The organism is Yoonia sp. F2084L (genome assembly GCF_023015625.1).
Lineage (GTDB): Bacteria > Pseudomonadota > Alphaproteobacteria > Rhodobacterales > Rhodobacteraceae > Yoonia.
In genome coordinates this window covers 835550-859676 of record NZ_JALKAH010000001.1, presented here as the reverse complement: position 1 = coordinate 859676, position 24127 = coordinate 835550, and the positions used below count along the sequence as shown (strand labels likewise).

Annotated in this window: 25 protein-coding genes; 8 read left to right on the top strand and 17 right to left on the bottom strand. The window is 57.0% G+C overall.

Annotated elements, in window-relative coordinates; all coding sequences use genetic code 11:
• Positions 1–162: 162 nt before the first annotated feature.
• Positions 163–3021: an excinuclease ABC subunit UvrA gene (gene uvrA / locus MWU60_RS04220; RefSeq protein WP_247225844.1), complete on the top strand. Its 2859-nt coding sequence runs from the start codon at positions 163–165 to the stop codon at positions 3019–3021.
• Here the strand turns inward: uvrA and MWU60_RS04215 are convergent, their stop codons facing one another.
• The 6 genes from MWU60_RS04215 to MWU60_RS04190 form a co-directional block, all read right to left on the bottom strand.
• Positions 3022–3348: a hypothetical protein gene (locus tag MWU60_RS04215; RefSeq protein ID WP_247225842.1), complete on the bottom strand. Its 327-nt coding sequence runs from the start codon at positions 3346–3348 to the stop codon at positions 3022–3024.
• A 3-nt stretch (positions 3349–3351) separates the two neighbouring features.
• A complete protein-coding gene (locus MWU60_RS04210) occupies positions 3352–3495 on the bottom strand; it encodes a hypothetical protein (protein WP_247225840.1) in 144 nt (47 codons plus the stop codon).
• A 140-nt stretch (positions 3496–3635) separates the two neighbouring features.
• Positions 3636–4508 (bottom strand): 3-hydroxyisobutyrate dehydrogenase, encoded by an 873-nt coding sequence (gene mmsB, locus MWU60_RS04205; protein WP_247225838.1) that lies wholly within the window; start codon positions 4506–4508, stop codon positions 3636–3638.
• Entirely contained in the window at positions 4505–5548 is a 1044-nt protein-coding gene (locus tag MWU60_RS04200; RefSeq protein WP_247225836.1) for an enoyl-CoA hydratase/isomerase family protein, read from the bottom strand. The genes mmsB and MWU60_RS04200 overlap by 4 nt, the downstream gene beginning before the upstream one ends.
• Positions 5545–6681, bottom strand: a complete 1137-nt coding sequence (locus MWU60_RS04195) for an acyl-CoA dehydrogenase family protein (RefSeq protein WP_247225834.1) — start codon at positions 6679–6681, stop codon at positions 5545–5547. Before MWU60_RS04195 ends, MWU60_RS04200 begins: the two co-directional genes overlap by 4 nt.
• A gap of 116 nt (positions 6682–6797) precedes the next feature.
• Positions 6798–8297, bottom strand: a complete 1500-nt coding sequence (locus MWU60_RS04190) for a CoA-acylating methylmalonate-semialdehyde dehydrogenase (protein WP_247225832.1) — start codon at positions 8295–8297, stop codon at positions 6798–6800.
• 98 nt (positions 8298–8395) lie between these two features.
• Here MWU60_RS04190 and MWU60_RS04185 point away from each other — a divergent pair, with 98 nt between their 5' ends.
• The 4 genes from MWU60_RS04185 to MWU60_RS04170 all read left to right on the top strand — a co-directional run bounded on the left by MWU60_RS04185 (position 8396) and on the right by MWU60_RS04170 (position 11103).
• Entirely contained in the window at positions 8396–9298 is a 903-nt protein-coding gene (locus MWU60_RS04185; RefSeq protein WP_247225830.1) for a LysR family transcriptional regulator, read from the top strand.
• 37 nt (positions 9299–9335) lie between these two features.
• Positions 9336–9770: a CBS domain-containing protein gene (locus tag MWU60_RS04180; RefSeq protein WP_247225827.1), complete on the top strand. Its 435-nt coding sequence runs from the start codon at positions 9336–9338 to the stop codon at positions 9768–9770.
• Between the two features lie 68 nt (positions 9771–9838).
• The gene (gene coaD / locus MWU60_RS04175; RefSeq protein WP_247225826.1) at positions 9839–10333 is read left to right on the top strand and encodes a pantetheine-phosphate adenylyltransferase; all 495 of its coding nucleotides are present in this window, start codon (positions 9839–9841) and stop codon (positions 10331–10333) included.
• On the top strand, positions 10330–11103 hold the full coding sequence (locus tag MWU60_RS04170; protein WP_247225824.1) for an alpha/beta hydrolase: 774 nt from the start codon (positions 10330–10332) through the stop codon (positions 11101–11103). The genes coaD and MWU60_RS04170 overlap by 4 nt, the downstream gene beginning before the upstream one ends.
• Positions 11104–11151: 48 nt before the next feature.
• Here the strand turns inward: MWU60_RS04170 and MWU60_RS04165 are convergent, their stop codons facing one another.
• The 4 genes from MWU60_RS04165 to gap (MWU60_RS04150) form a co-directional block, all read right to left on the bottom strand.
• Entirely contained in the window at positions 11152–11310 is a 159-nt protein-coding gene (locus tag MWU60_RS04165) for a hypothetical protein (protein WP_247225823.1), read from the bottom strand.
• A 183-nt stretch (positions 11311–11493) separates the two neighbouring features.
• Positions 11494–12495 carry a type I glyceraldehyde-3-phosphate dehydrogenase gene (gene gap, locus MWU60_RS04160; protein ID WP_247225821.1) on the bottom strand — a complete coding sequence of 334 codons (1002 nt, stop codon included), beginning with the start codon at positions 12493–12495 and terminating at the stop codon, positions 11494–11496.
• Between the two features lie 72 nt (positions 12496–12567).
• A complete protein-coding gene (locus tag MWU60_RS04155; RefSeq protein WP_247225820.1) occupies positions 12568–12711 on the bottom strand; it encodes a hypothetical protein in 144 nt (47 codons plus the stop codon).
• Positions 12712–12770: 59 nt separating this feature from the next.
• Positions 12771–13772: a type I glyceraldehyde-3-phosphate dehydrogenase gene (gene gap / locus MWU60_RS04150; protein WP_247225819.1), complete on the bottom strand. Its 1002-nt coding sequence runs from the start codon at positions 13770–13772 to the stop codon at positions 12771–12773.
• A 218-nt stretch (positions 13773–13990) separates the two neighbouring features.
• Between gap (MWU60_RS04150) and MWU60_RS04145 the strand changes: the two genes are divergently transcribed.
• A complete protein-coding gene (locus MWU60_RS04145; protein WP_247225818.1) occupies positions 13991–14785 on the top strand; it encodes a phytanoyl-CoA dioxygenase family protein in 795 nt (264 codons plus the stop codon).
• A 3-nt stretch (positions 14786–14788) separates the two neighbouring features.
• On the opposite strand, the gene MWU60_RS04140 is transcribed toward MWU60_RS04145, so the two are convergent.
• Together MWU60_RS04140 and tkt are read right to left on the bottom strand one after the other, a co-directional pair.
• The gene (locus MWU60_RS04140; protein WP_247225817.1) at positions 14789–15346 is read right to left on the bottom strand and encodes a DUF4329 domain-containing protein; all 558 of its coding nucleotides are present in this window, start codon (positions 15344–15346) and stop codon (positions 14789–14791) included.
• A 3-nt stretch (positions 15347–15349) separates the two neighbouring features.
• On the bottom strand, positions 15350–17368 hold the full coding sequence (gene tkt / locus MWU60_RS04135) for a transketolase (RefSeq protein ID WP_247225816.1): 2019 nt from the start codon (positions 17366–17368) through the stop codon (positions 15350–15352).
• A 262-nt stretch (positions 17369–17630) separates the two neighbouring features.
• Here tkt and MWU60_RS04130 point away from each other — a divergent pair, with 262 nt between their 5' ends.
• Both MWU60_RS04130 and MWU60_RS04125 read left to right on the top strand, forming a co-directional pair.
• Entirely contained in the window at positions 17631–18101 is a 471-nt protein-coding gene (locus MWU60_RS04130; RefSeq protein WP_247225814.1) for a hypothetical protein, read from the top strand.
• Positions 18088–18474: a cell division protein ZapA gene (locus MWU60_RS04125; protein WP_247225813.1), complete on the top strand. Its 387-nt coding sequence runs from the start codon at positions 18088–18090 to the stop codon at positions 18472–18474. The genes MWU60_RS04130 and MWU60_RS04125 overlap by 14 nt, the downstream gene beginning before the upstream one ends.
• A 37-nt stretch (positions 18475–18511) precedes the next feature.
• On the opposite strand, the gene grxD is transcribed toward MWU60_RS04125, so the two are convergent.
• The 5 genes from grxD to MWU60_RS04100 all read right to left on the bottom strand — a co-directional run bounded on the left by grxD (position 18512) and on the right by MWU60_RS04100 (position 24036).
• Complete coding sequence (grxD, locus tag MWU60_RS04120) at positions 18512–18871, bottom strand: Grx4 family monothiol glutaredoxin (protein WP_247225811.1); 360 nt, start codon at positions 18869–18871, stop codon at positions 18512–18514.
• Entirely contained in the window at positions 18868–19119 is a 252-nt protein-coding gene (locus MWU60_RS04115) for a hypothetical protein (RefSeq protein WP_247225810.1), read from the bottom strand. The genes grxD and MWU60_RS04115 overlap by 4 nt, the downstream gene beginning before the upstream one ends.
• Positions 19120–19124: 5 nt before the next feature.
• A complete protein-coding gene (locus MWU60_RS04110; protein WP_247225808.1) occupies positions 19125–19361 on the bottom strand; it encodes a BolA/IbaG family iron-sulfur metabolism protein in 237 nt (78 codons plus the stop codon).
• Positions 19362–19459: 98 nt separating this feature from the next.
• On the bottom strand, positions 19460–21619 hold the full coding sequence (purL, locus tag MWU60_RS04105) for a phosphoribosylformylglycinamidine synthase subunit PurL (protein WP_247225807.1): 2160 nt from the start codon (positions 21617–21619) through the stop codon (positions 19460–19462).
• Positions 21620–21933: 314 nt separating this feature from the next.
• On the bottom strand, positions 21934–24036 hold the full coding sequence (locus MWU60_RS04100; protein WP_247225806.1) for a hypothetical protein: 2103 nt from the start codon (positions 24034–24036) through the stop codon (positions 21934–21936).
• Between the last annotated feature and the right edge of the window lie 91 nt (positions 24037–24127).

Below are 24127 nucleotides of genomic sequence, written 5' to 3'. Positions count from 1 at the left end.
ATCCACCTTACCGGTTGCAAAGGCCTGCCCATCGTGGCGGGCCTTTTGCTTTTGGCTGGCGGAGGAAAATAAACTTGTGTATGTTCGCGAAATGTTCCGTATTCAGGGTGGCGCTCTCGCTTTGTACGCCTATCTGGTAAGGCGTTGCCTTTGGGGGTCGAAATGGCTGAGCTGAAAAATATCGAAGTCCGCGGCGCGCGCGAGCATAACCTCAAGAATATCGACGTTGATATTCCGCGCGATCAGCTTGTCGTGATTACTGGCCTTTCGGGGTCTGGTAAGTCGTCTCTCGCATTCGACACGATCTATGCCGAAGGACAGCGCCGCTATGTTGAGTCGCTGTCGGCCTATGCCCGCCAGTTCCTCGATATGATGGAAAAGCCGGATGTGGATCACATATCTGGCCTGTCACCCGCGATTTCGATTGAGCAGAAGACGACGTCAAAGAACCCGCGTTCGACTGTCGGCACGATCACCGAGATTTATGATTACCTGCGCCTGCTTTTTGCCCGTGCCGGGACGCCCTTCAGCCCGACCACTGGCCTGCCGATTGAGGCCCAGCAGGTGCAGGACATGGTGGACCGTGTCATGGCGCTGGAAGAGGGCACGCGCGGCTATCTGCTGGCCCCGATCATCCGTGACCGCAAGGGCGAATACCGCAAAGAGTTTCTTGAGCTGCGCAAGCAGGGTTTCCAGCGCGTGAAGGTCGACGGTGAATTCTATGAACTGGATGAGCCGCCGACGCTGGACAAGAAGTTCCGCCACGATATCGACGTTGTTGTGGACCGGATCGTAGTGCGTGAAGGGCTTGAGACCCGTTTGGCGGATAGTTTCCGGACGGCCCTTGATCTGGCAGACGGGATTACGGTGCTAGAGACCGCCCCAAAAGAGGGCGAACCAGAGCGGATGACATTCTCTGAAAACTTCGCTTGTCCGGTTTCCGGTTTCACCATCCCTGAAATTGAACCGCGTTTGTTTTCGTTCAACGCGCCCTTCGGGGCCTGCCCATCCTGTGACGGCTTGGGGGTTGAGTTGTTCTTTGACGAACATTTGGTTGTGCCGGACGTCACCCTGAAGATCGCTGATGGGGCGCTGGCCCCGTGGCGTAAGGGTAAATCGCCTTACTTCCTGCAAACGATTGAAGCCATCGCCAAGCACTATGGCTTTAACAAGAACGCCCGCTGGAAGGATCTGGACCCAAAGGTGCAAGAGGTGTTTTTGCGCGGCTCTGGCAAGGAAGAGATCAAGTTCCGCTATGATGAGGGCGGCCGCGTTTATCAGGTAGAGCGTGCCTTTGAGGGGGTGATCCCGAACATGGAGCGCCGCTATCGCGAGACCGATAGCAATTGGATTCGCGAAGAGTTCGAAAACTACCAGAACAACCGCAATTGCGGTACCTGCGGTGGGTATCGTCTGCGCGAAGAGGCGCTAGCGGTAAAAATTGGTGGCCTGCATGTTGGTCAGGTCGTGAAGATGTCGATCAAAGAGGCCTATGACTGGTGTCAGGATGTGCCGTCCGCGCTCAGCAAGCAAAAGAACGAAATTGCGCAAGCGATCCTGAAGGAAATTCGCGAGCGTCTGGGTTTCCTCAACAACGTGGGCCTTGAATATCTGACGCTGTCGCGCAACTCCGGCACGCTGTCTGGGGGTGAAAGCCAGCGGATCAGGCTGGCCAGTCAGATCGGGTCGGGCCTGCAGGGCGTCCTTTATGTGTTGGATGAGCCGTCTATTGGTTTGCACCAACGCGACAACGACCGCCTGCTCACCACCCTGAAAAACCTGCGCGATCAGGGCAATACCGTGATTGTGGTGGAACATGATGAAGAGGCGATCCGCGAGGCGGATTATGTCTTTGACATCGGTCCGGGGGCGGGCGTGCACGGCGGCCAAGTGGTGGCCAAAGGCACGCCGCAAGAGATCATGGCCAATGAAAACTCAGTCACCGGGCAATATCTGATCGGTGCCAAAGAGATCGAAGTCCCTGCAAAGCGCCGCAAAGGCAAAGGCAAGAAACTGACTGTTGTAAAGGCTACCGGAAACAACCTGCAAAACGTCACCGTTGATTTTCCGTTGCAGCAGTTCGTCTGTGTGACTGGCGTATCAGGTGGCGGCAAATCGACCCTGACGATTGAAACGCTGTTCAAGAACGCGTCGATGAAACTGAACGGTGCCCGCCAGACGCCGGGACCCTGCGAGACGATCAAGGGGTTTGAGCATCTTGATAAGGTGATCGACATTGATCAGCGCCCCATCGGGCGCACGCCGCGTTCCAACCCTGCGACCTATACCGGGGCCTTTACGCCGATCCGTGAATGGTTCGCTGGCATGCCAGAGGCGAAGGCGCGCGGTTACAAGCCGGGCCGGTTCAGTTTCAACGTCAAAGGCGGCCGTTGCGAGGCCTGTCAGGGTGACGGCGTCATCAAGATCGAGATGCACTTTTTGCCGGATGTCTACGTCACCTGCGAGACCTGCAAAGGTGCGCGCTACAACCGCGAGACGCTGGAGATTAAGTTCAAGGGCAAATCCATTGCGGATGTTCTGGATATGACCGTTGAGGATGCGCAGACCTTCTTTACTGCGGTGCCGTCAATCCGTGCGAAGATGGACGCGTTGATGCGTGTCGGTCTGGGTTATATCAAGGTGGGTCAGCAGGCGACAACGCTATCAGGCGGTGAAGCCCAGCGGGTGAAGCTTAGTAAGGAACTTGCGCGGCAGTCCACGGGGCGCACCCTTTATATTCTGGATGAACCGACAACGGGTCTGCATTTTGAAGATGTGCGTAAGCTATTGGAAGTGCTGCATGAATTGGTTGATCAGGGTAACTCTGTGATTGTGATTGAGCATAATCTGGATGTGGTCAAAACTGCCGATCATATCATTGATATCGGGCCGGAAGGCGGCGACGGCGGGGGGCGCATCGTTGCAACCGGTACACCGGAGAAAGTGGCTGAAGTGCCAGAGAGTCATACGGGCCGATATCTGAAGGAAATGCTCTCGGCCCGTAAGGTTGCTGCTGAGTGATCAGTCGTAACTGCGGTCGAACGTAAAGATCTGTCCGTCGCTGGTTTGCAGGCTGCTGGCGTAGATCTCTGGGGTGGGGCTATCGTCAACGACGCCGGTCACCGTCACGGTGGTGCCAGCCGGTACGGGAACCTGGTTGGGGCCCAGATAGACCTCGATCTGTCCGCTATCATCGCTCAGGATGAACGTATCCTCATCGGAAATACGGTCGACGGTGCCGCTGATCGTGACTTCTGTGTCTGGTTTGAGGTCCGCAATTGTTTGATCAGCAAACCCGACCGTCGGCAACGCCAATAGAAGGGCTGCAAGGCTGGATATGTACCGCATAGTCTAGTCCAATGCCACGCCAAGAAGGACAAGCAGTACCATGACCGCCACGGCAAAAACCCAACCGGGTGCGGTAAACGTGATGTCTTTCTTCAACCAAGTGGTCACGGTAGACGTGTTAAGGGCGGGTGTTTTGTGGTCTTCCATCTGATACTCCTTTTTCCTGACTGAATGACTAAGAAATTGGGTATGGGATGTTCGCGTTCAAGGGAACAGACTGTCGATCACACGTTGTTCTGTCTGCATTGGCAAAGTTTTGCCAATGCTGCCCGGCGATGGCGGCGCGACTATGTCTTGGTCCGGGTCCGTTTTTTGAAACGTGGCAGCATGGCAGAAAAGTCTTTTCCAGCCCCATTTTCGCTTTGAACGAACTGCGCATAAAGGTCGCGTGCGGCTTGTCCCATAGGTGTATCAGCATCCGCCGTCGCCGCGGCCATCTGGCTGAGGTTGAGGTCTTTGAGCATCAGCTCGGCCGCGAAGCCGGGTTGATAGTCATTGTCCGCGGGGCTTTGTGGCCCGATGCCGGGGGCAGGGCAGTAGGCGTTCATCGACCATGAATACCCCGACGAGGTGCTGACCACGTCGAACATCGCTTGCCGGTCGAGGCCGAGCTTGTCGGCCAGTACAAAGGCCTCGCAGGTGGCGATCATGGTGACGCCCAAGATCATGTTATTGCAGATTTTGGCGGCCTGGCCGTTGCCTGCAGCACCGCAATGGACGGCCTTTTGGCCCATGATGTCGAAGAGCGGTTGGACTTTGGCGAAGGCGTCAGCCGGGCCTCCAGCCATGAATGTCAGCGTGCCATTCATAGCCCCGCCGATACCGCCTGACACGGGTGCATCGACGGCGTTCAGGCCAGCAGCTTCAGCTTGTGCCGCGACAGCGCGCGCGCTTTCGACGTCGACAGTGGAACAGTCGAGGTGGATCGCGCCGGGCGTCATCACGGGATAAATCTCATTTGCCACGGCCCGCAGGATATCCCCATTCGGCAACATCGTGATCACCACGTCGGCGTCTTTGGCAGCCGTTGCCGCGCTGTCAGCAAGAGTCATGCCTTCTGGTCTCGCCACCGTATCAAACCCTATGGCATCATGCGCAGCAGCCAGATTTGCGGCCATTGGACTGCCCATGTTTCCCAGCCCGATAAATCCGATTTTCATGCTGTTTCCTTCCATTGCAGCGCGTTTGTGCCCAAGTCACGGGTCATTTGCGCAACCTCTTGTCCAGTGACGGCATCCCAGCTGTCGTGCTGCCATTTTGGCGCGCGGTCCCGGTCAATGATCGCGGCGCGGATGCCTTCGATAAAGTCACCCTGTGCCACGCAGCGATAAGTATAGCGAAATTCCCGGTCGAGCGCGTTTTCGATGCTGGGGTCAGTTCGGGCGGCCTGAATGATCTTTGCCGCGACCGCCATTGCCAACGGGGCATTCCGGTCCATCAACTTGCGTGCATGGGTGATTGCAGGACCAGGAGCGTCAGTCATGGTGTTGTAGATGGCACCAAGGGTTGTACCTGCAAAAACGCTGTCGATCTCGGTCTGCCACGCGGAGAGGCGCGCTGTCGGTGCGGCTTGGCCAGTGGTTTCAATCTTTGTGATGTCACCGGTTGCGATAAGCGTTTTTTTCAGATCGTGCCACGCCTCTTGCGGGATGTAGTGATCCGCGAAACCGGCATAGATCGCGTCGCCCGCATCCATCCGGTCGCCGCTGAGCCCCAGAAATTCGCCGCAATGACCGGGTGCCTTGGCAAGGATCAGTGAACCGCCGACATCGGGCACCAGACCGATGCTGCATTCCGGCATGGCGATCTGGCTGTTTTCGCACACGATCCTGTGGGATGCATGGCATCCAACGCCGACACCGCCACCCATGGTAAACCCATGCAGGAATGTGACGATGGGCTTGTGGTAGTTATAAAGCTTGGCGTTTAGCCTGTATTCGTCGCGCCAGAAGCGCCTGCCGTAATCATAGTCTTCACGTTGGCCCGATGCATACATTTCGGCAATGTCACCGCCCGAACAAAAGGCGCGGTCTCCTGCGCCGTCGATCAGGATCAGTGCGACGTCAGCATCATCGCGCCATGTGTCGAGCGCGTCTTCAATCGCAAGACACATGTCCCACGTCAGCGCGTTCAGCGCCTTGGGACGGTTCAGCGTGATATGTCCGGCACGCCCGGTCTTGCGAATGAGAATATCGGTCATTGGATCATGTGGCGCGCCGTAATGACCCGCATAATTTCATTTGTACCTTCGAGGATCTGATGCACGCGCAGATCGCGCACGATCTTTTCGATCCCATAATCCGCCAGATAGCCGTAGCCGCCGTGCAGTTGCAGGCATTGATCGGCGACTTTGCTGCCGGTCTCGGTACATAGTTTCTTGGCCATCGCGCAGAACTTGGTGGCATCGGGTGCGCCTTGATCAAGTTTCCATGCGGCCTGTCGCAGGAAGGTGCGTGCTGATTGCAGGGCGATTTCCATATCAGCCAGCCGAAATTGCAGCCCTTGGAACTGGTCGATGGATTTGCCGAAGGCGCGGCGCTCGGCCATGTAGGCCACTGTTTGATCCAGAGCGGATTGGGCCGCCCCGATCGAACAGGCCGCGATGTTCAACCGGCCGCCGTCAAGACCAGCCATCGCATAGGTAAAGCCCATGCCCTCATGGCCAAGAAGGTTTTCGGCCGGGGCAGGGCAGCTGTCCATTTGGACCTGCCGTGTGGGTTGCGAACGCCAGCCCATTTTGTCCTCTAGCCCGCCAAAGGACAGGCCCGGCGCGCCATCTTCGACGATGATAGCGCTGATACCCTTGGGTCCATCGTCGCTTGTGCGCGCCATGACGATGTAGGCGTCAGAATAACCGCCGCCCGAGATGAACGCCTTGGTGCCGGTCAGCAGGTAACCCGCGTTGTCGCGTGTCGCCTTCGTTTTGAGGGCCGCAGCATCCGAACCGGAGCCCGGTTCGGTCAGGCAGTAGGACAGGATCGTATCCATCGTCAGGGCTTTCGGCAGCAGCCGGTCTTTGAGCGCATCGGTGCCGTAGGCATCAATCATGCGGGCACACATGTTGTGGATCGACAGGAACGCAGAGACCGACGCGCAGGATTGCGCGAGCGCCTCGAACACAAGGGTGGCGTCAAGGCGCGAAAGACCTGATCCGCCGCGGTCTTCAGAGACATACAGCCCGCCGAACCCAAGCTTTGCCAGCTTTGTCCAAAGCTCTTTTGGGATCGTGCCTTCTGCTTCCCATGTTCGCGCATGGGGTGCGATATGCTCTTGCCCAAAGTCGTGGGCCATATCGAAAATCGCGGATTGTTCTTCGGTTAGAGCGAAATCCATCTTTGCCTCCCGTCAAGGAATTGAACGCTTGTTCATATCTTGCGCAGATCAGCCACAATTGGCAAGCGGACCGGCCCAAGCATAAGGCCCACCGCTTTCGGGTGGGCCTTATGGTCCTATTCCATCACTGGAATTGAAAATTCGCCGCCTTCTTTGATACCCGAAGGCCAGCGCGATGTGATCGTCTTTGTTCGCGTGTAGAACTTGAACGCATCCGGCCCATGCTGGTTGAGGTCGCCGAACATGGATTTCTTCCAACCGCCGAAGGTGTGATAGGCCAACGGCACGGGGATCGGCACATTGATACCAACCATGCCGATATTGATCCGGTTGGCGAAATCGCGGGCGGTGTCGCCGTCGCGTGTAAAGATGGCGGTGCCATTGCCGTATTCGTGGTCCATGGCGAGGCCAAGCGCCTCTTCATAGTCTTTGGCGCGGATCGTGGACAAAACAGGACCGAAGATTTCGGTTTTATAGATGTCCATGTCCTTGGTCACGTTGTCGAAAAGGTGCGCACCGACGAAGAAACCGTCTTCATAGCCTTGCAGGCTGAAGTTGCGTCCATCCACGACCAGCTTGGCACCTTGGTCGATGCCGGTTTGCACCAGCCGTTCGATGTTGGCCTTGGCCGCCGCCGTCACGACAGGGCCATAGTCCACGTCATTGCCGGATGTGTAAGGGCCAACCTTGAGTGCTTCGACTTTCGGCACCAGCTTATCAAGCAAACGGTCAGCGGTGTCATCACCGACCGCCACAGCAACCGAGATCGCCATGCAGCGTTCGCCGGCGGCACCATAGCCTGCGCCAACCAATGCGTCGGCGGCTTGGTCCATATCGGCGTCGGGCATGATGATCATGTGGTTCTTTGCCCCGCCAAAACACTGTACGCGCTTACCCTGCGCACAGCCGGTGCCATAGATGTACTCAGCGATGGGGGTGGAGCCGACAAAGCCGACCGATTGGATTGTGTCGTCGTAAAGGATCGCATCGACGGCCTCTTTGTCGCCATTGACGACTTGCAGGATACCTTTGGGCAGCCCTGCTTCTTCCATCAGTTCAGCCAGCATTAGCGGCACAGAGGGGTCGCGCTCGGATGGTTTGAGGATGAAGGCGTTGCCGCAGACGATGGCGGGCGCAAACATCCACATCGGGATCATGGCGGGGAAGTTGAAAGGCGTGATGCCTGCCGTGACGCCCAAGGCTTGCTTCATCGAATACATGTCGATGCCGGGACCTGCGCTGTCGGTGAAGTCACCTTTCAGCATTTGTGGGGCTCCGATACAATACTCAACAACTTCCAGCCCGCGGATGACGTCGCCTTTTGCGTCGGGCAGCGTTTTGCCATGCTCGCGGCTGAGTGCTTCGGCCAGCTTGTCCATGTCGCGGTTCAGCAGGCCGACAAAGGCCATCATGACCCGTGCGCGGCGCTGCGGGTTGACGGCAGCCCATGCAGGTTGCGCTTTGGCTGCGATTGCAACGGCCTTGGCCATCTCTTCGCCGTTGGCCAGCGGGACCTTCGCCTGCACTTCGCCTGTGGCCGGGTTGAAGACGTCGGCGAAGCGGCCAGATGTCCCTTTGACGTGTTCGCCGCCGATGTAGTGGGTAAGCTCTTGCATAGTGTCCTCCAACAAATGTCACGCTCACTATAGGCTTGCGTTTTTCAACGTAAAAGAACGATTGTGTCAAAATCATTTTGCAAGAATGCAAGGACACGATGGAAAACTGGGATGATATTCGGGTGTTTTTGGCGGTGGCGCGTGCCGAGGGGCTTTCCGGCGCGGCACCCGTCGTCAAGATGGATCCATCGACATTGGGGCGCCGCATTGCGCGATTGGAACGCAGCTTGGGTGCGGCGTTGTTTGTGAAATCACCGCAAGGCTATGCGCTGACGGATTTGGGTGAACGGATGCAGGCGCGTGCGACGGAGGCTGAGGTGCATCTGACGCGGGCGCGCGATGAAGGGCAGGGGGATACGGCAGCGCTGACAGGGCAAATTCGGATCGGTGCGCCGGATGGAGCGGCGAATTTCCTGTTGCCGCAGGTCTGCGCGGCGATTCAGGCGAAAAACCCAGCACTTGAGGTGCAAATTCTGGCATTGCCGCGCGTTGTAAACCTGTCGCGGCGTGAGGCTGATATGGCGGTGACCGTCAGCCCGCCCGCCGCAGGACGGCTGACGGTACAGAAGATCACAGATTATCAATTGCACCTTGCGATGCGTGCGGATGCACCTCCTTTGCACAGTCTGGATGACCTGCGCGGGCGGCAAATCGTGGGCTACATTCCCGACATGATCTTTGACAAGGAACTGGATTACCTCAGCGAAATTGATGCGACACGCGTGCAGATGGCGTCGAATTCGGTCGCAGTTCAGTTGCAAATGATCCGTCAGGCGGGCGTGGGGATTGTGCATGACTTTGCGCTGCCCTTTGCGCCAGAGTTGCGCATGGTGCTGACCGATACGGTTGCGTTGACGCGGTCCTTCTATCTTGTGCGTCATACGTCGGATCGGCGATCTGACAGGCTGACGCGGTTCGCACAGGCACTGCGGCAAGGGATGCAAGAAGAGGTTGCTCGTCTGGAGGACACTGCACGCTTGACAGCACAGCCCCCCATTTGAGACGCTAGAGGCCCGGAGCATCATCAAGGAGCCCGCAATGCTTGTATCCCAAATGTTGAAATCAAAGCCTGAGATGGGCGTGATTTCTGTGACGCCAACATCGACCGTCACAGAGGCGGCAAAGCTATTGTCGGACCACCGGATTGGTACGGTCGTTGTGTCCGCGGACGGCGAAACGCTGGATGGGATCCTGTCAGAGCGGGACATCGTGCGTGAACTTGGCAAACGCGGTGTTGGGTGCCTGACGGATCAGGTGCGCGATTTGATGACGTCCAAACTGACCACATGCAGCCCGTCCGACAGCGCGCTTGAAGTGCTTGAGATGATGACGGCTGGGCGTTTTCGCCACTTGCCTGTCATGGCAGATGGCAAGATGATCGGTCTGATCTCTATCGGGGATGCAGTCAAAGGGCGACTTGCGCAGCTCGCGATGGAAAAAGAGTCCCTTGAAGGGATGATTATGGGCCACTAAGGCCTTTCTTGCATTCTGGTCCACAATACTGTTGCTTGGCAGTGACTTAAGACACCACGAGGTTTGCCATGCGCGTAGGACTTTATCCCGGTACATTTGATCCGGTCACGCATGGGCATCTTGATATCATTCAGCGTGCGTGTTCGCTGGTGGATCGTTTGGTGATTGGCGTTGCAATCAACCGCGACAAAGGGCCTTTGTTTACGCTCGAAGAGCGTGTCGCGATGATTGAGGCTGAGACCGCGCATTTAGGTGCGCAGACCGGTTGTGTGATCGAAGTGCACCCATTTGAGAACCTTCTGATTGATTGCGCCCGCGATGTGGGGGCGTCCGTGATCATTCGGGGTCTGAGGGCTGTTGCCGATTTTGAGTATGAATATCAGATGGTTGGCATGAACCGGGTGTTGGATAACGCGATCGAAACGGTGTTCTTGATGGCCGAAGCGCAGCATCAGGCGATTGCATCCAAACTGGTGAAGGAAATCGCACGCTTGGGCGGTGATGTGTCCAAATTCGTGACACCCGCCGTCAATACCGCTTTGAAAGAGCGGTTCGCCGGTTGAACTGGCTCTGGATGCTGGTTGGGACCTATCTTATTTACGCCGCTGCGATGGTCGCTTTGCATCCGCGCATCATTTATCCGTTCGGGCCGGATGCCTTTGACAACCCGGCATTTCGTCAAGAGGTTGTTTCAGATCGCGATGTTGCGATGGCGATTGCCGATGGCCCAGATGATCTGGCTGTGCTGTTCTTTATGGGAAATGGCGGCGCGCTGGCGTATTTTACCTTTTCGCTGGATGCGCACCAAAACGCGGGCCGCACCGTCGCTGCGATGGAGTATCCCGGTGGTGGTGGTATTCCCGGCAAGGCTTCTGAGGCGCGTCTGAAAGCGGATGCTTTGGCTGCCTATGATTGGCTTGCCGCAACCCATGACGGCCCGATTGCCGTGCATGGGTTTTCACTGGGTACGGGTCTGGCGATCCATGTGGCGGCGGCACGTGAGGTTGAGGCGATCGTGCTTGATGCACCTTACACCACGCTTTGTGCGTTGATGACGACAGCGTCATACCTGCCTGCCTGTTATATACCGGGCGTGCAGAAATGGCGGTCTGTCAAAGATGTAGGGGCGCTGTCAGCACCGGTGCTGATCCAACATGGGACGGTCGATCAGCTGATCCCAATGACCTATGGTGAACAGCTGGCAGAGGTGATGGAGGCGGCAGGTTTGTCAGTGACGTTTCACGCCGTTGAAGGGGCGACCCATAACAATCTCCCGGGGCAGGCTGGATATCAGGACCGGATCAACGGGTTTCTGGCAGAAGTTCAGAAATAACAAAGCCGCCCCCGAAGGCGCGGCTGTTTTTCGTTCATGTTCAGTGGTTTAGCCGTAGATCGCTTTGGAGGCGACTTTGCTGGCGTCTTCGCGGAACATGCCAAGGTCGATGGCTGTTTCAACAGGCATCATTTCCAACTCGCGCTTCAGGCGGCTGTAGGCCACGCGTTTCTGGACGGCGGTGCGAACTGTGTTCAATACGGTCATTTGCGTGCTCCTTTTAAGTCATCGCGTTTTCATTTCGTGATCCACATGTAGCAATGCTGCAGCGCAGAACAACCGACAGTTAGCGCTAGCAGCCATGCAGAAACTGCATGGCGCGATTTGCAAACTGCCCAATAAAAAAGCCGATCCAAAGGACCGGCTTTGCAAAAGCTTGGTGATCGACGTTTAAATCATCTTACCCATTGCGACGGCTGTGTCGGCCATCCTGTTCGAGAAGCCCCATTCGTTGTCATACCACGTCAGGATGCGCACCATGTTGCCATCCAGCACTTTGGTTTGATCAAGGTGGAAGATGGATGAATGCGGGTCGTGGTTGAAGTCTGAACTGACCATTGGCAGGTCTGTATAGGCCAGAACTTCGGCCATATCGCCGTTTGCGGCATTCATGACAGCTTCGTTGATTTCTTCTACCGTTGTGTTGCGTGACGCCTCAAAAGTCAGGTCTACGACTGACACGTTCGGTGTTGGCACGCGGATCGCGACACCGTCCAGCTTGCCGTTCAGTTCTGGCAATACAAGGCCAACAGCCTTGGCTGCACCCGTTGATGTCGGGATCATGGACAAGGCAGCGGCGCGCGCGCGGTACAGGTCCTTGTGCATTGTATCCAGCGTTGGTTGATCGCCGGTGTAGCTGTGGATCGTGGTCATGAAACCCTTTGTGATGCCAACGGCGTCGTTAAGAACCTTTGCGACCGGAGCGAGGCAGTTTGTTGTGCAGGAGGCGTTTGACACGACAATATCATCGCTGGTCAGCACGTTATCGTTCACGCCATAAACAATTGTTTTATCGGCATCTTTGCCAGGTGCTGAGATCAGAACGCGGCTGGAACCGTTGTCGAGATGCGCTTGGCAGGCCTCTTTGCTGGTGAAGATCCCAGTGCATTCCATGACGACGTCGACATCTGACCAGGGTAAATCGGCAGGGTTACGGATGGCGGTCACCTGTATTGGGCCACGGCCCACGTCGATGGTTGTTTCCGTGGTCATGACGATGCCGGGGAAACGGCCATGCACACTGTCAAACCGCAGCAGGTGGGCGTTGGTTTCAACCGGGCCAAGATCGTTGATCGCGATCACCTCGATATCGGTACGTCCGCTTTCGATGATGGCGCGTAGAACGTTGCGACCGATGCGGCCAAATCCGTTAATTGCTACTTTGACGGCCATGGTAGTCTCCTCCGGGTCAATGTTGGCGCTAACATTGCGATTTACGCGCAAAGGTCAACCTTTGATACCGGTTTAACGCCAGAATGCCATCCATTCGATTAACGCGACAGATTTGCGTGCCAGAAAGAGGGTGTGCGCCCAATCATAGCGGACGTAGTCAAGGGCCAGCAGGCCGATGATGATGATAACGATGATCAGAGCAAGGCGATTGGTCATCCAAAACTCTAACTTGCACCTGTCAAAATGGCAAAGACAGTATCAAAACGATTTGAGGCTTAATGCAAACGACCCATGGTCGCCGCAACATCTGCCATCCGCGCAGAGAAGCCCCATTCGTTGTCGTACCACGCCAGAACACGCACCGTCTTGCCGCCGACAACCTTGGTTTGATCAGGCGCAAAAATACAGCTTTCGGTGGTGTGGTTAAAGTCGATGCTGACCTTCGCCTCTTCATCGTAGGACATCACCATGCCCATGTATCCAGCTGCCGCTTCGGCCACGATGGCGTTAACGTCTGCGACGGTCACGGATTTTCCGGCCTCAAAGGTCAGATCGACCGCACTGACATTGGGGGTCGGGACCCGCATCGCGGTACCGTCCAGTTTGCCTGCAAGTTCTGGCAGCACCTCGCCCAGTGCTTTGGCCGCCCCTGTGGAGGTCGGGATCATCGCCATCGCCGCAGCACGCGCGCGATAAAGGTCACTGTGCCGCCGGTCTAGTGTGGGTTGGTCACCGGTGTAGCTATGGATTGTCGTCATGATCCCGCGTTCGATGCCGATGGCGTCGTTGAGGACTTTGGCGAGAGGCGCGAGGCAGTTTGTGGTGCAGGACCCGTTTGACACCATTCGCTCGGTTGCGATCAACTCGCGGTGGTTGACGCCATAGACAACCGTGCGGTCGACGTTTTTGGCAGGGGCCGAGATAAGCACCTTTTTCGCACCGCGTGTCAGGTGCACATCGGATTTCTGACCATCGTTAAATTTTCCCGTGCACTCAAGCACCACATCAACACCGTCCCAATCCAGTTCCTCGGGCTCATAGGTCGACATCACATCAATCGGCCCGCGTCCCAGATCAAGCGTGTTGCCTTTGACCGTCACAGGATTGCCAAAGCGGCCATGCACGCTGTCGTATTTCAGCAAATGCGCGTTTGTTTCGATCGGCCCAGTCGCGTTGATTTTGACGACTTGAACGTCATTGCGCGCGGCCTCGGTGATATGCGCCAAAGTGCAGCGTCCGATGCGCCCAAACCCGTTAATCCCGATGGTAACTGTCATGGTGGCGGTCCTTTGGTGCGCGTTGTTCTCGGCCTTCGGTATACGTGGGTATGCGTAAGGGGTGAAGGTAAAAAGCATTACGGCTCAATATGTTATCGGTAACAGGGGCCGTTAGCGATAACGAAGCGAGACAGTTTGGATGTGTTACCGCAAACAGTTTTCTGACCTGTCGAATCGATCTGCGACTTTGTAGGGTCTGCCAAACGAAAGGGGCCGCCATGCATCCGCTGATTACCCAAAATCATATCGACACCTATCAACGCGACGGAGTGGTTCTGATCACAGGGCTGCTTGCCGATTGGGTGGATGCGTTGCGCGAAGGTGTGGCGACCAATATGGCCACGCCCGGGCCCTATGCCGCCGAGAACCTTCATGATGGCGAGGTGGGACGGTTCTTTGACGACTACTGCAACTGGAACCGGATTGCGCCGTTCGAGGATGCCGCACGCCATTCGCCAGCGGCAGAGGTGGCGGCGGATCTGATGGGCTCGCAGACCTGCCAGCTGTTCCATGATCATGTTCTGGTCAAGGAACCCGGCACGTCGAAACCGACACCCTGGCATCAGGACAGCCCATACTACTTTGTGGAGGGCGAGCAGACCGTCAGCTTTTGGTCACCCCTTGATCCGGTACGCGCGGCGTCTTTGCGTTGCGTGAAAGGTTCGCACCAGTGGCCTAAGGCCGTACTGCCGACACGGTGGCTGTCAGAGACGGATTTCTACCCGGATGAGCAGGATTTCATGCCGGTGCCGGACCCGGATGCCGAAGGTATGGAGATCGTCGAATATGAGATGGAACCGGGCGACGCTGTGGCCTTCCATTATCGCATTCTGCATGGCGCGCGGGGCAATGAAGCGACCGAAAGGCGTCGCGCGTTTTCGTTGCGCTTACTGGGGGATGACGCGCGTTACGTGGAGCGTCCGGGGCCGACATCGCCCCCTTTTCCGGGGCATGGGATGGTGGCGGGACAGAAGCTGCGGGAAGATTGGTTTCCGGTGGTTTATGCGCGCTAGGCGCTACTCAAACCGCGCTTCTAATTCTTCCAGCGTAAATGTCTGAGGCACAAACCCTGCATCTTCTGGATTATTGTTCGGGTCCGAGGTGATACACATCACATCGCAAAGCTGTCGTGCGATTTGTGCCTCATGGTCTACCAGCCAAACACGCCCGCCGGGGGTGCCGATGTAGCCGTTGATCCCGGCGTCGAAGTCGCCGCTGACGTCGTCAACCGAGGGCACTTCGTTATCATATTGATCCGAAAAACCGCCGTGCGTGTGGTAGGATGCCAGAACACTGTCATCTGGTTCCGGCAGGTCACAGAAGTCTTCAGCGCCGGGCCGTGGTGCCGTGGCGGCGAGGCCGCCGTCTTCCATCTCGTAGATATAGCCGCAGTATTCTCTGCTCTGCGCTATGGACGCAGGCTGCAACTCATTAAGAACGCTTCTTGCAAAAGCATCAACGTCATCTGTTTGCGCCACAATCGGCGGCTCTTCGGTACAGCTGACGAGTGCCAGAAGGCCGATGGCGGCCACGACAGTGCCGACTTTCAGGTATGTCATCGTCGTGGCGCTCATTCGTTACTTGATCAGGGATTTGACTTTCTCGGCCGTATCTTTTGCGGTGATCCCGAACTCTTCATAAAGTCGCTCGGCCGGTGCAGAGGCCCCAAAGCCGTGCATGCCGACAAAGCCGGATTTTTCGCGCTTGCCGCGCTCGCCGAACAACCAACGGTCCCAGCCGAAGCGGATGCCCGCCTCAATCGCGACGCGGACCGGGCCGCCGGGCAGGACGCGCTTGCGGTATGCCTCATCTTGTTCTTCGAAGATTTCCCAGCATGGCATCGAGACAACGCGCGTGCCGATGCCTTCGGCTTGCAGTAACTCACGCGCTTCCATTGCAATGCTCACCTCTGATCCGGTCGCCAGCAAGATCGCCTGACGCTTACCTTCCGCGTCGGCCAGAACATAGCCGCCTTGAGCAACCATGTTCTTGTTTTTATGCTCGGTCCGCACTGTTGGTAGGCCCTGACGTGTCAGTGCCAGAACACTGGGTGTCTTTTGCGAGGTCAGTGCCAGTTCCCAGGCTTCTGCGGTCTCAACCGTGTCTGCGGGGCGGAAGACGTTCATGTTGGGTGTCGCCCGCAGCATGGCAAGGTGTTCGATAGGCTGGTGTGTAGGTCCGTCTTCGCCAAGTCCGATGCTGTCGTGGGTCATCACATAGGTCGTGGGAATGCCCATCAGCGCCGAAAGGCGCATGGCGCCGCGCGCGTAGTCGGTGAAACACATGAATGTACCACCGTAAGGCCGTGCGCCGCCGTGCAGCGCCATGCCGTTCATGGCGGCGGCCATGCCGTGTTCGCGCACGCCGTAGTAGATGTAGCGGCCCTTGCGCGTATCGGGGTGGAAGACACCCATATCAGATGTGAGCGTGTTGTTGGAACCCGTCAGGTCAGCTGACCCACCAATGGTTTCCTGCATGATCGGGTTGATGACTTCGAGGGTCATCTCAGACGACTTACGCGTCGCAACTTTGGGCTTGCCTTCGGTGATCTGCTTTTTCAGCGCGCGGATCGTAGCAGACAGGCGCTTGGGCGCTTCGCCTGCATAGGTGCGCTTGAACTCGGCCTGTTTGCTGGCAGAAAGCGTGTTGAAGCGGTCGTGCCATTCCTTGTGTGCTTCTGCCCCACGCGCGCCGATGGCGGACCATGCTTTGAGCGCCTCTGCCGTGACTTCGAAGTCGCCCATGGGTGCGCCGTAAGCTTCTTTTGCAGCCTTGAGCTGGTCGGCGTCTGTCAACGCGCCGTGGCCTTTGGAGGTGTCCTGTGCGGCGTGACCCAAGGCGATATGGGTCTTGCAAGCGATCATGGACGGCTTGCCCGCCTTCTTGGCGCCCGTGATGGCCGCATCAATCGCCTCAGGATCGTGGCCGTCGATTTCCTGCACGTGCCAGCCCGACGCCTTGAAGCGCATCGGCTGGTCGGTGATATCTGCGATATCAACAGTGCCGTCGATGGTGATGTTGTTATGGTCCCAGAACACGATGAGGTTCGACAGTTTTTGCATACCCGCAAGGGCAATCGCTTCCTGGCTGACGCCTTCCATCAGGCAGCCGTCACCAGCCATCACATAGGTGTGATGGTTGATGATCTTTTTGCCCCATGTCGCGCGCTGGATTTCTTCGGCGATGGCGAAACCGACCGAATTTGCGATGCCTTGGCCCAAGGGGCCCGTTGTCGTCTCGATCCCGCGGGCATGGCCGAATTCGGGGTGGCCAGCGGTGCGTGCACCCCATTGACGGAAGTCCTTGATCTGTTCCAGTGGCATGTCTTCGTAGCCGGTGAGGTACATCAGCGCGTAAAGCAACATAGAGCCGTGACCCGCAGACAGGATAAACCGGTCGCGGTCAGGCCAATGCGGGGCCTTGGGGTCAAACTTGAGGTGTTTTTCAAACAGAACCGTTGCCACATCGGCCATGCCCATCGGCATGCCAGAGTGGCCAGAGTTGGCAGCGGCGACCGCATCCAATGTCAAAGTGCGGATGGCTGTTGCTTTCATCCAGTGGTCAGGGTTGGCGGTGCGCAGGGCTGAAATATCCAAGGGGGTCTGGTCCTATTTACGAAAGGTGAACATCAGGCGTTGCTCGCGTCATATCAGGCGGGCCCCTGAGATCAAGCGCGACGGCTAAGTTACTCATATTCTTGGGTGCCGTCCGTTTGCGGGCCGGGGGGTGATGTCTTACGCTGGAGTACAAGAGGCACGATTCGGCGCAGCATCACCCCGAGGTGGGGCAAAAAAAGACGGTCTGCGCCGCAGGTTATGGCACAAGTGGGGCAACCCCATGCCACGAAAGGACGGGTGGATGAGTGATATCAGTGCATTGGAAAGTCGCATCACAGCGGCGCTTGATCGGATCAGAAAAGGGTTAGAGGCAAAAAATGCGCAAACCCCCGCCGATCCGGGGCTGCAAGCTGCGCTTGAAGAAGAGCGTGCGCAGAATGCCGAGTTGATTGAACGGGTGCGTGTTCTGAAAGAACGGCAGGATACCCAAGTGGCCCAGCTGGCGACGCGCGCTGATACCCAGAGTAAGCATCTGATGAAGCTCGACGAAGAGTTGCAGCAATTACGCGCGTCGAATGTGCAGCTGCGCGAAATGAACGCCAAGCTGCGTGAGGCTGTGACAACAGGTCTTGCGCCCGAGTTGCATGATGCCGCCGTTGCCGCCGAGATAGAGGCACTGAGCGCCCAACGCTCGGCCGATGCGGCAGAGGTTGATGCGATCCTGGCCGAACTCAAACCCCTGATCGAGGAGGCGACCCATGCCGCAGGTTGAAATTGCCATTGGTGGCCGCACGTTTGAAGTGGCCTGTCAGGATGGCGAAGAGCATTTTCTGCATTCCGCGGCGGCCATGCTGGATACGGAAGCCGCGCATTTGGCCGATCAAATCGGGCGCATGCCCGAGGCGCGTATGCTTTTGATGGCGGGTTTGATGCTGGCGGACCGCACTGCGGGTCTGGAAGACAAAGTGCGCGAACTAGAGGCCGAGGCCGCGAAGGTACGTGCGCAGGTTGAGACACTGCAAATGCAACCTGCGCCCGATCCTGTGCGCGTGGAAGTACCGGTGGTGCCCGCAGAGGTCACAGATACGCTGGCCGAAATTGCGGCACGCGCCGAAGCTTTGGCTGATCAGGTCGACGCCCGGTAAGTGAGTAGGAGGCGGGCAGGGTGCCCGCCCATGTGGCTTATGCGTTGGCTTCGCGGATTTTTTCTGCGGCGTCTTTGTCGAAGGTTACACCATTTTCGCTGAACAATGTGTCAAGCTCGCCCGAGAGCGTCATCTCGGTGATGATGTCGCACCCACCAACAAATTCGCCTTTGACATAAAGTTGCGGAACGGTCGGCCAATCTGAAAAGTCTTTGATTCCCTGGCGCATGTCTTCGTCTGCCAAAACGTTCACGTCACTAAAATCGACGCCCATGAAGTTCAGCACACCCGCAACACGCGATGAGAAGCCACATTGCGGCATGCTCTTGGTGCCTTTCATGAAGAGGACCACGTCGTTGGATGTGACGGTTTCTTTGATTTTATCTTGAACTGTCATTTGTTGTTTTCCGTTTTCTGAGGAATAAAGAACCGTGCATATTCGTCAGGATCGCACGGGATTTTGTAAGTTGTGTGATGACCAGACATCCCCGAGGAATACTCTGAATGGATGATGTGAAAGCCTTCCTTACGGTCGGACCCGCGTCTATCTTCGGCGGCTTCTTTCCAGACCATGTTGAAGGCGCGCCAGACAAAGACGGCAGCGATGAAGGCAAACATCAGACCTATGATCAGGTTGTAGGACACCGCGTTTACTCGGGCGCTTTGGTTGTCAAGGCAAGCGCATGCAATTCGCCATTGCTGCCATCCATCTTGCCTTTGAGTGCTGCGTAGACCGCGCGTTGTTGTTGGACCCGGTTTTTGCCGCGAAAGCTTTCATCCACGACCTCGGCTGCGAAATGCGCGCCGTCGTCGCCCTGCACATTGATTTGCGCTTGGGGGAAGCTTTCGCGCAGGAGCGTTTCGATTTCATGGGCGCTGATGGGCATTGCGGGTCCTTTTGATCTGTTGCGCTTAAATTAGGGGCGCATGCGCCGATGGACAAGTGGGGATACCTCCGACGGTCGTTTTTTGGGCAAGATGATAATTACGCGACAGCGGTTTCAAACGCGGTGCGGAACGTTTGGCTGAGCTCTGAGAGCGGTGCACTTTGGCTGCCGAAGGTGATTTGGTCACCACCGGCTTTGCCGATTGTTGTGAGTGTGACGCCGGATCGGTTGGCGGCGATCATCAAGGCTTCGGCTTGGTCGAAGTTGCAGGCGATCAGGTAGCGTGCCTGGTCTTCACCGAAGAGCGTTGGTGTATCTTCGACGTTGAGTGTGATGCCGACGCCTGCAGCCTCGGCCATCTCAAAGGCAGCAAGAGCGAGGCCACCATCGCTGAGGTCGGTGCAGGCTTTGATATAGGCATGATTGGCGCGAATGAAGTCGCCATTGGCTTTCTCAATTGTCAGATCAACCGGTGGCGCATCGCCTTCGGCCCGTCCGTAGACTTCTGCCAGCAGAGCAGATTGGCCCAGGTGGCCGATTGTTTCGCCCAACAGCAGTAGGAGGTGACCTTCGCGGATATCACCTGTGATCATGTGATCAGCGTGATTTATGATGCCGACCGCCCCGATGGTAGGGGTGGGCAGGATCCCTTTGCCGTCGGTTTCATTATAGAGTGACACGTTGCCTGAAACGATGGGCATGTTGAGCGCTGCGACGGCTTCGCCGATCCCTTGGATGGCGCCCACGAATTGCCCCATGATGCGAGGCTTTTCGGGGTTGCCGAAGTTCATGTTGTCGGTTGTGGCCAGCGGGGTGGCACCAACGGCTGTGAGGTTGCGATAGGCCTCGGCCACGGCTTGCTTGCCGCCTTCGATGGGGTTGGCTTTGACATAGCGCGGGGTCACGTCGCTGGTGAAAGCAAGTGATTTGTCGGTGCCGTGCACGCGCACGATACCGGAGCCTGCGCCGGGCGTGCGGGCCGTGTCGCCCATGACCTGTTGGTCATATTGTTCGTAGACCCATTGTTTGCCAGCATAGTTGGGGCTGTTGATCAGCGCCTTGAGGCCGTCGATCGGGTGGACGCCCGCGATTTCGCCCAATGGTTCGGGTGTCGGCGTTGGCTCCCACGGCCGATCATATTCGGGAGCAGAGCCGGAGAGGGTGGCAAGGGGCAGATCGGCCATGACTTGTCCGTTGTGTTCAACAAGGAAGCGGTCCTCGGCAATCGTTTCGCCTACGATAGCAAAGTCGAGATCCCATTTTTCGAAGACGGCGCGGGCTTCGGCCTCAAGTTCAGGTTTGAGAACCATAAGCATGCGTTCTTGAGATTCTGACAGCATCATCTCATAGGCGGTCATGTTGTCTTCACGCTGCGGAACGGCGTTGAGGTTGAGTTTGACGCCAAGGCCGCCTTTGTCGCCCATTTCAACGGCAGAGCAGGTCAGGCCAGCAGCGCCCATGTCTTGGATGGAGATGACAGCGCCGGTGGCCATGAGTTCCAGTGTCGCTTCCATCAGACGTTTTTCCGTGAATGGATCACCGACTTGGACGGTGGGGCGTTTTTCCTCAATCGTATCGTCGAATTCAGCAGAGGCCATCGTGGCACCGCCGACGCCGTCACGACCCGTCTTTGCGCCAAGGTAGACAACGGGCATGCCAATTCCAGAGGCGGCGGAGTAGAAGATTTTGTCAGCGTCGGCGAGGCCAGCTGCGAAGGCGTTGACGAGGCAGTTACCGTTGTAAGCAGGGTCGAAGCGGACTTCGCCACCCACAGTTGGCACGCCGAAACAGTTGCCGTACCCGCCAACGCCAGCGACGACGCCGTTGACGAGTTGCTTGGTTTTGGGGTGACTGGGTTCGCCGAAGGAAAGTGAATTCATTGCAGCGATAGGGCGGGCGCCCATTGTGAAGACGTCGCGCAAAATGCCACCGACGCCGGTCGCCGCACCTTGATAGGGTTCGATGTAGCTGGGGTGGTTATGGCTTTCCATTTTGAAAACGACAGCTTGGCCGTCCCCAATATCGACAACGCCCGCGTTTTCGCCGGGACCGCAGATGACTTGCGGGCCTTCCGTGGGCAGGGTGCGCAGCCATTTCTTGGAGGATTTGTAGGAACAGTGTTCGTTCCACATGGCCGAAAAGATGCCCAATTCGGTAAAGCTGGGGGTGCGTCCAATGATCTCAAGTATCCGTTGGTATTCGTCAGGCGAAAGCCCATGCGCTGCGATCAGGTCGTCGGTGATGGCTGGCTCTTGCATCTTGTCCCCCGGGGCTTGAGTCGCGGGTGTTTTACGGGGTTGCGTGCATGAGGGGAAGGGAGGTGTTTCTTGCCGTCCTCAGGTATCTCTCTTGGTCCGTTTGATGGGACGAAGAAAGAAGATGAGCTTGGGCAAAAAAAATGCCGGGCGCGAAGCCCGGCGTAGTCCAACAGGGAGGTGAACATGATGAGCAATTAAGCACCATCATCTTCGGTTATTGAAATAGGGTGTGTTATTTGACCATTCAAGAAAAAATCATAAACAATAACGCAGACCCGCCATGCGCCTTGTGCATACCAGCTGATATCACAGGGTCACGGGGTCTGTATCTGCGCGAGAATTTCTTCGGCTTTCTCAAGAAGGTTGCCTTCTTCAAAGCGGGTTTCCACCGTATAGACCGAAACCGACCCAAAACCTTGCGCAACCTCTGCGCTGTCATCACGCGGCGAAGGCCGATCAAGAAAAAACTTCGCCGTGTCGATCAGGCAGTTGCCGTATTCTTTGCGCAGTTCATCGCAAACCTTTTCGATATCAGCCAGAAAGGAGCGCCGGTCTTCGGGCGACGTCATGCCCCGCCCTGTGAGTTGATCGCGCAATCCAGCAGAGATGAATTCCCCGTTCGATATACGTGTGACGTCCCCGATGGCGTAATTGGGGATATAGGCAAAATCCGCGCGGACTTCGAACGCATCCATGTCATTGCGGTTAAAGCTGCGGACCGACGCGCGGTACATGCTGCATTTGCTTGCGATTTCAACAAGGGTATCCTTACAGAAAGCCTGCAATAGTTTGGGCCCCCGTAGCATCGCATAGATGTCGCGCAACTCTTCGGGGGGCATGGCTTCGTCATCGGCCAACATATCGTCCATCGTGAACCATTGAGATAGGCTCGCGGTGCGATGTCCGTTCAGTTCGGTCAGGCTGACGACTTCTTCGACCAAATTGTTGTTCATCACCATTTCGCCAAAGTTGCGGCGTTGGCCGCCAACCACGGCTGCTTCGGCCAAAGCGCCGCCGAGGTCTTGGGGCTCTGGGATCGTGCCGCGATGATCGCCACCGGCAGCTTGTGCGACCAATTCACTGTAAAGGCGGATTGTTTCCGCTTCGCGTGCGGCGGCCGGGCCGGTCAGGATGTGATCATGGCGTTCGACATAGAACGTGCCGGGCGCATCGGGGGCGGAAAACAGTTCGGATGACAAATTACCCACGAGCACGGCACCCGCTTCATTGGCCGAAAGCAAGTTTTCGGCGCTGTCAAAGCCCATGGTCTGGGTGAACCAGTGATCATAGGCATCATGCCCATTGTCACGCATGAACAACAGATTGCCGTCCAGTGTGTTGCCGCGTTTTGCACCGGCCCAGGCCCCCCAGCTTTCATCGGGTTTGCGAAACGGTCGCGCCATGCATTCAAGATCTTCAGGCTCTCCGCGGTAGCTGTAAAAATCCATCTGATTGCCGAAGTCCGCGGCGCGGATGGCCTCGAATGAGGCGTCGCCGATGTTTCCGGTCAGGCCCGATGATGCATTCGCCACAAGGGCAATATGCGCAATCTCGACGCCGGGTGCGGCATGAATGTTCCAGATGATGTTACCGCCAAGCGTTTGCAGCATCATGTAAAGTGGCGCGCTGGTATCGGTCACGATGACATCAATGGCCGATCTGCCGCCGCGTGCAACCGACAACATGCCCGGCGAATGGCCGTCACCGATTGCCTCTTTGATCGCATCCTCAAGCGACGCATGGATGACCGCATCGTCCAGCGTCTGCACCGGCGCTTCGTTTTGGGCATACCCCACATTCACGTTGATGAATTTTTCCGCAGTACCAACAGGGCGCAGGGTACATTCACTGTTGTATTCAAAGAATTCAGGGGCCCCAATGGGGGTGTCAGGGCCGGTGGGTTGGAACCCGACCATGATGCTGTCCAGCGCAATCGGCGTGCCTGATTGGCTGGCGGCGTAGCCCGCGCCAAAGACAGTGCCCAAACGCGCTGTTGCGACAGGCTCTGTTGGGACTTCGCGCGGCGCGCGTGGGGGGGCAATCAGGGTGCGGGCGCGTGCCTCAGCCTCTGCGGCGCGTCGTTCGGCAAGTTTCTCTTGCTGATTGTCCATCGCGGACTCAAAAACGACTTCCTGAAAACTTGGCAGTTCCATAAACCCTAAATCAAGTCCCCCGGCACGCGCGGCAACCTTGTCGCGAATGTCGGAAAATGAGCCGCCGCGTTCCATGTAAAGAATGCCCCACATCGCCCCGATGGCCCCAAAAAGCATCGTCGCGATGATGAGTGTCGGGCGTAAATTGCCGGATGATTTTCTTTTCCGTGCGGACCTGATCGCGGGTTCAGGGTTTTGGAGGTCAGATGGTCCTTTGCGGGCTTCAATCCGGCGTAGCCTGTCTGAAAAATCGTCTTGTTCCATATTGATTGACGCTCCGCCTTGTAAACGCACTTGCAATTTAAGGTTTACCAACTGCTATCATTTGTTGGCAGAAATATGGCGGTTTTGGGTG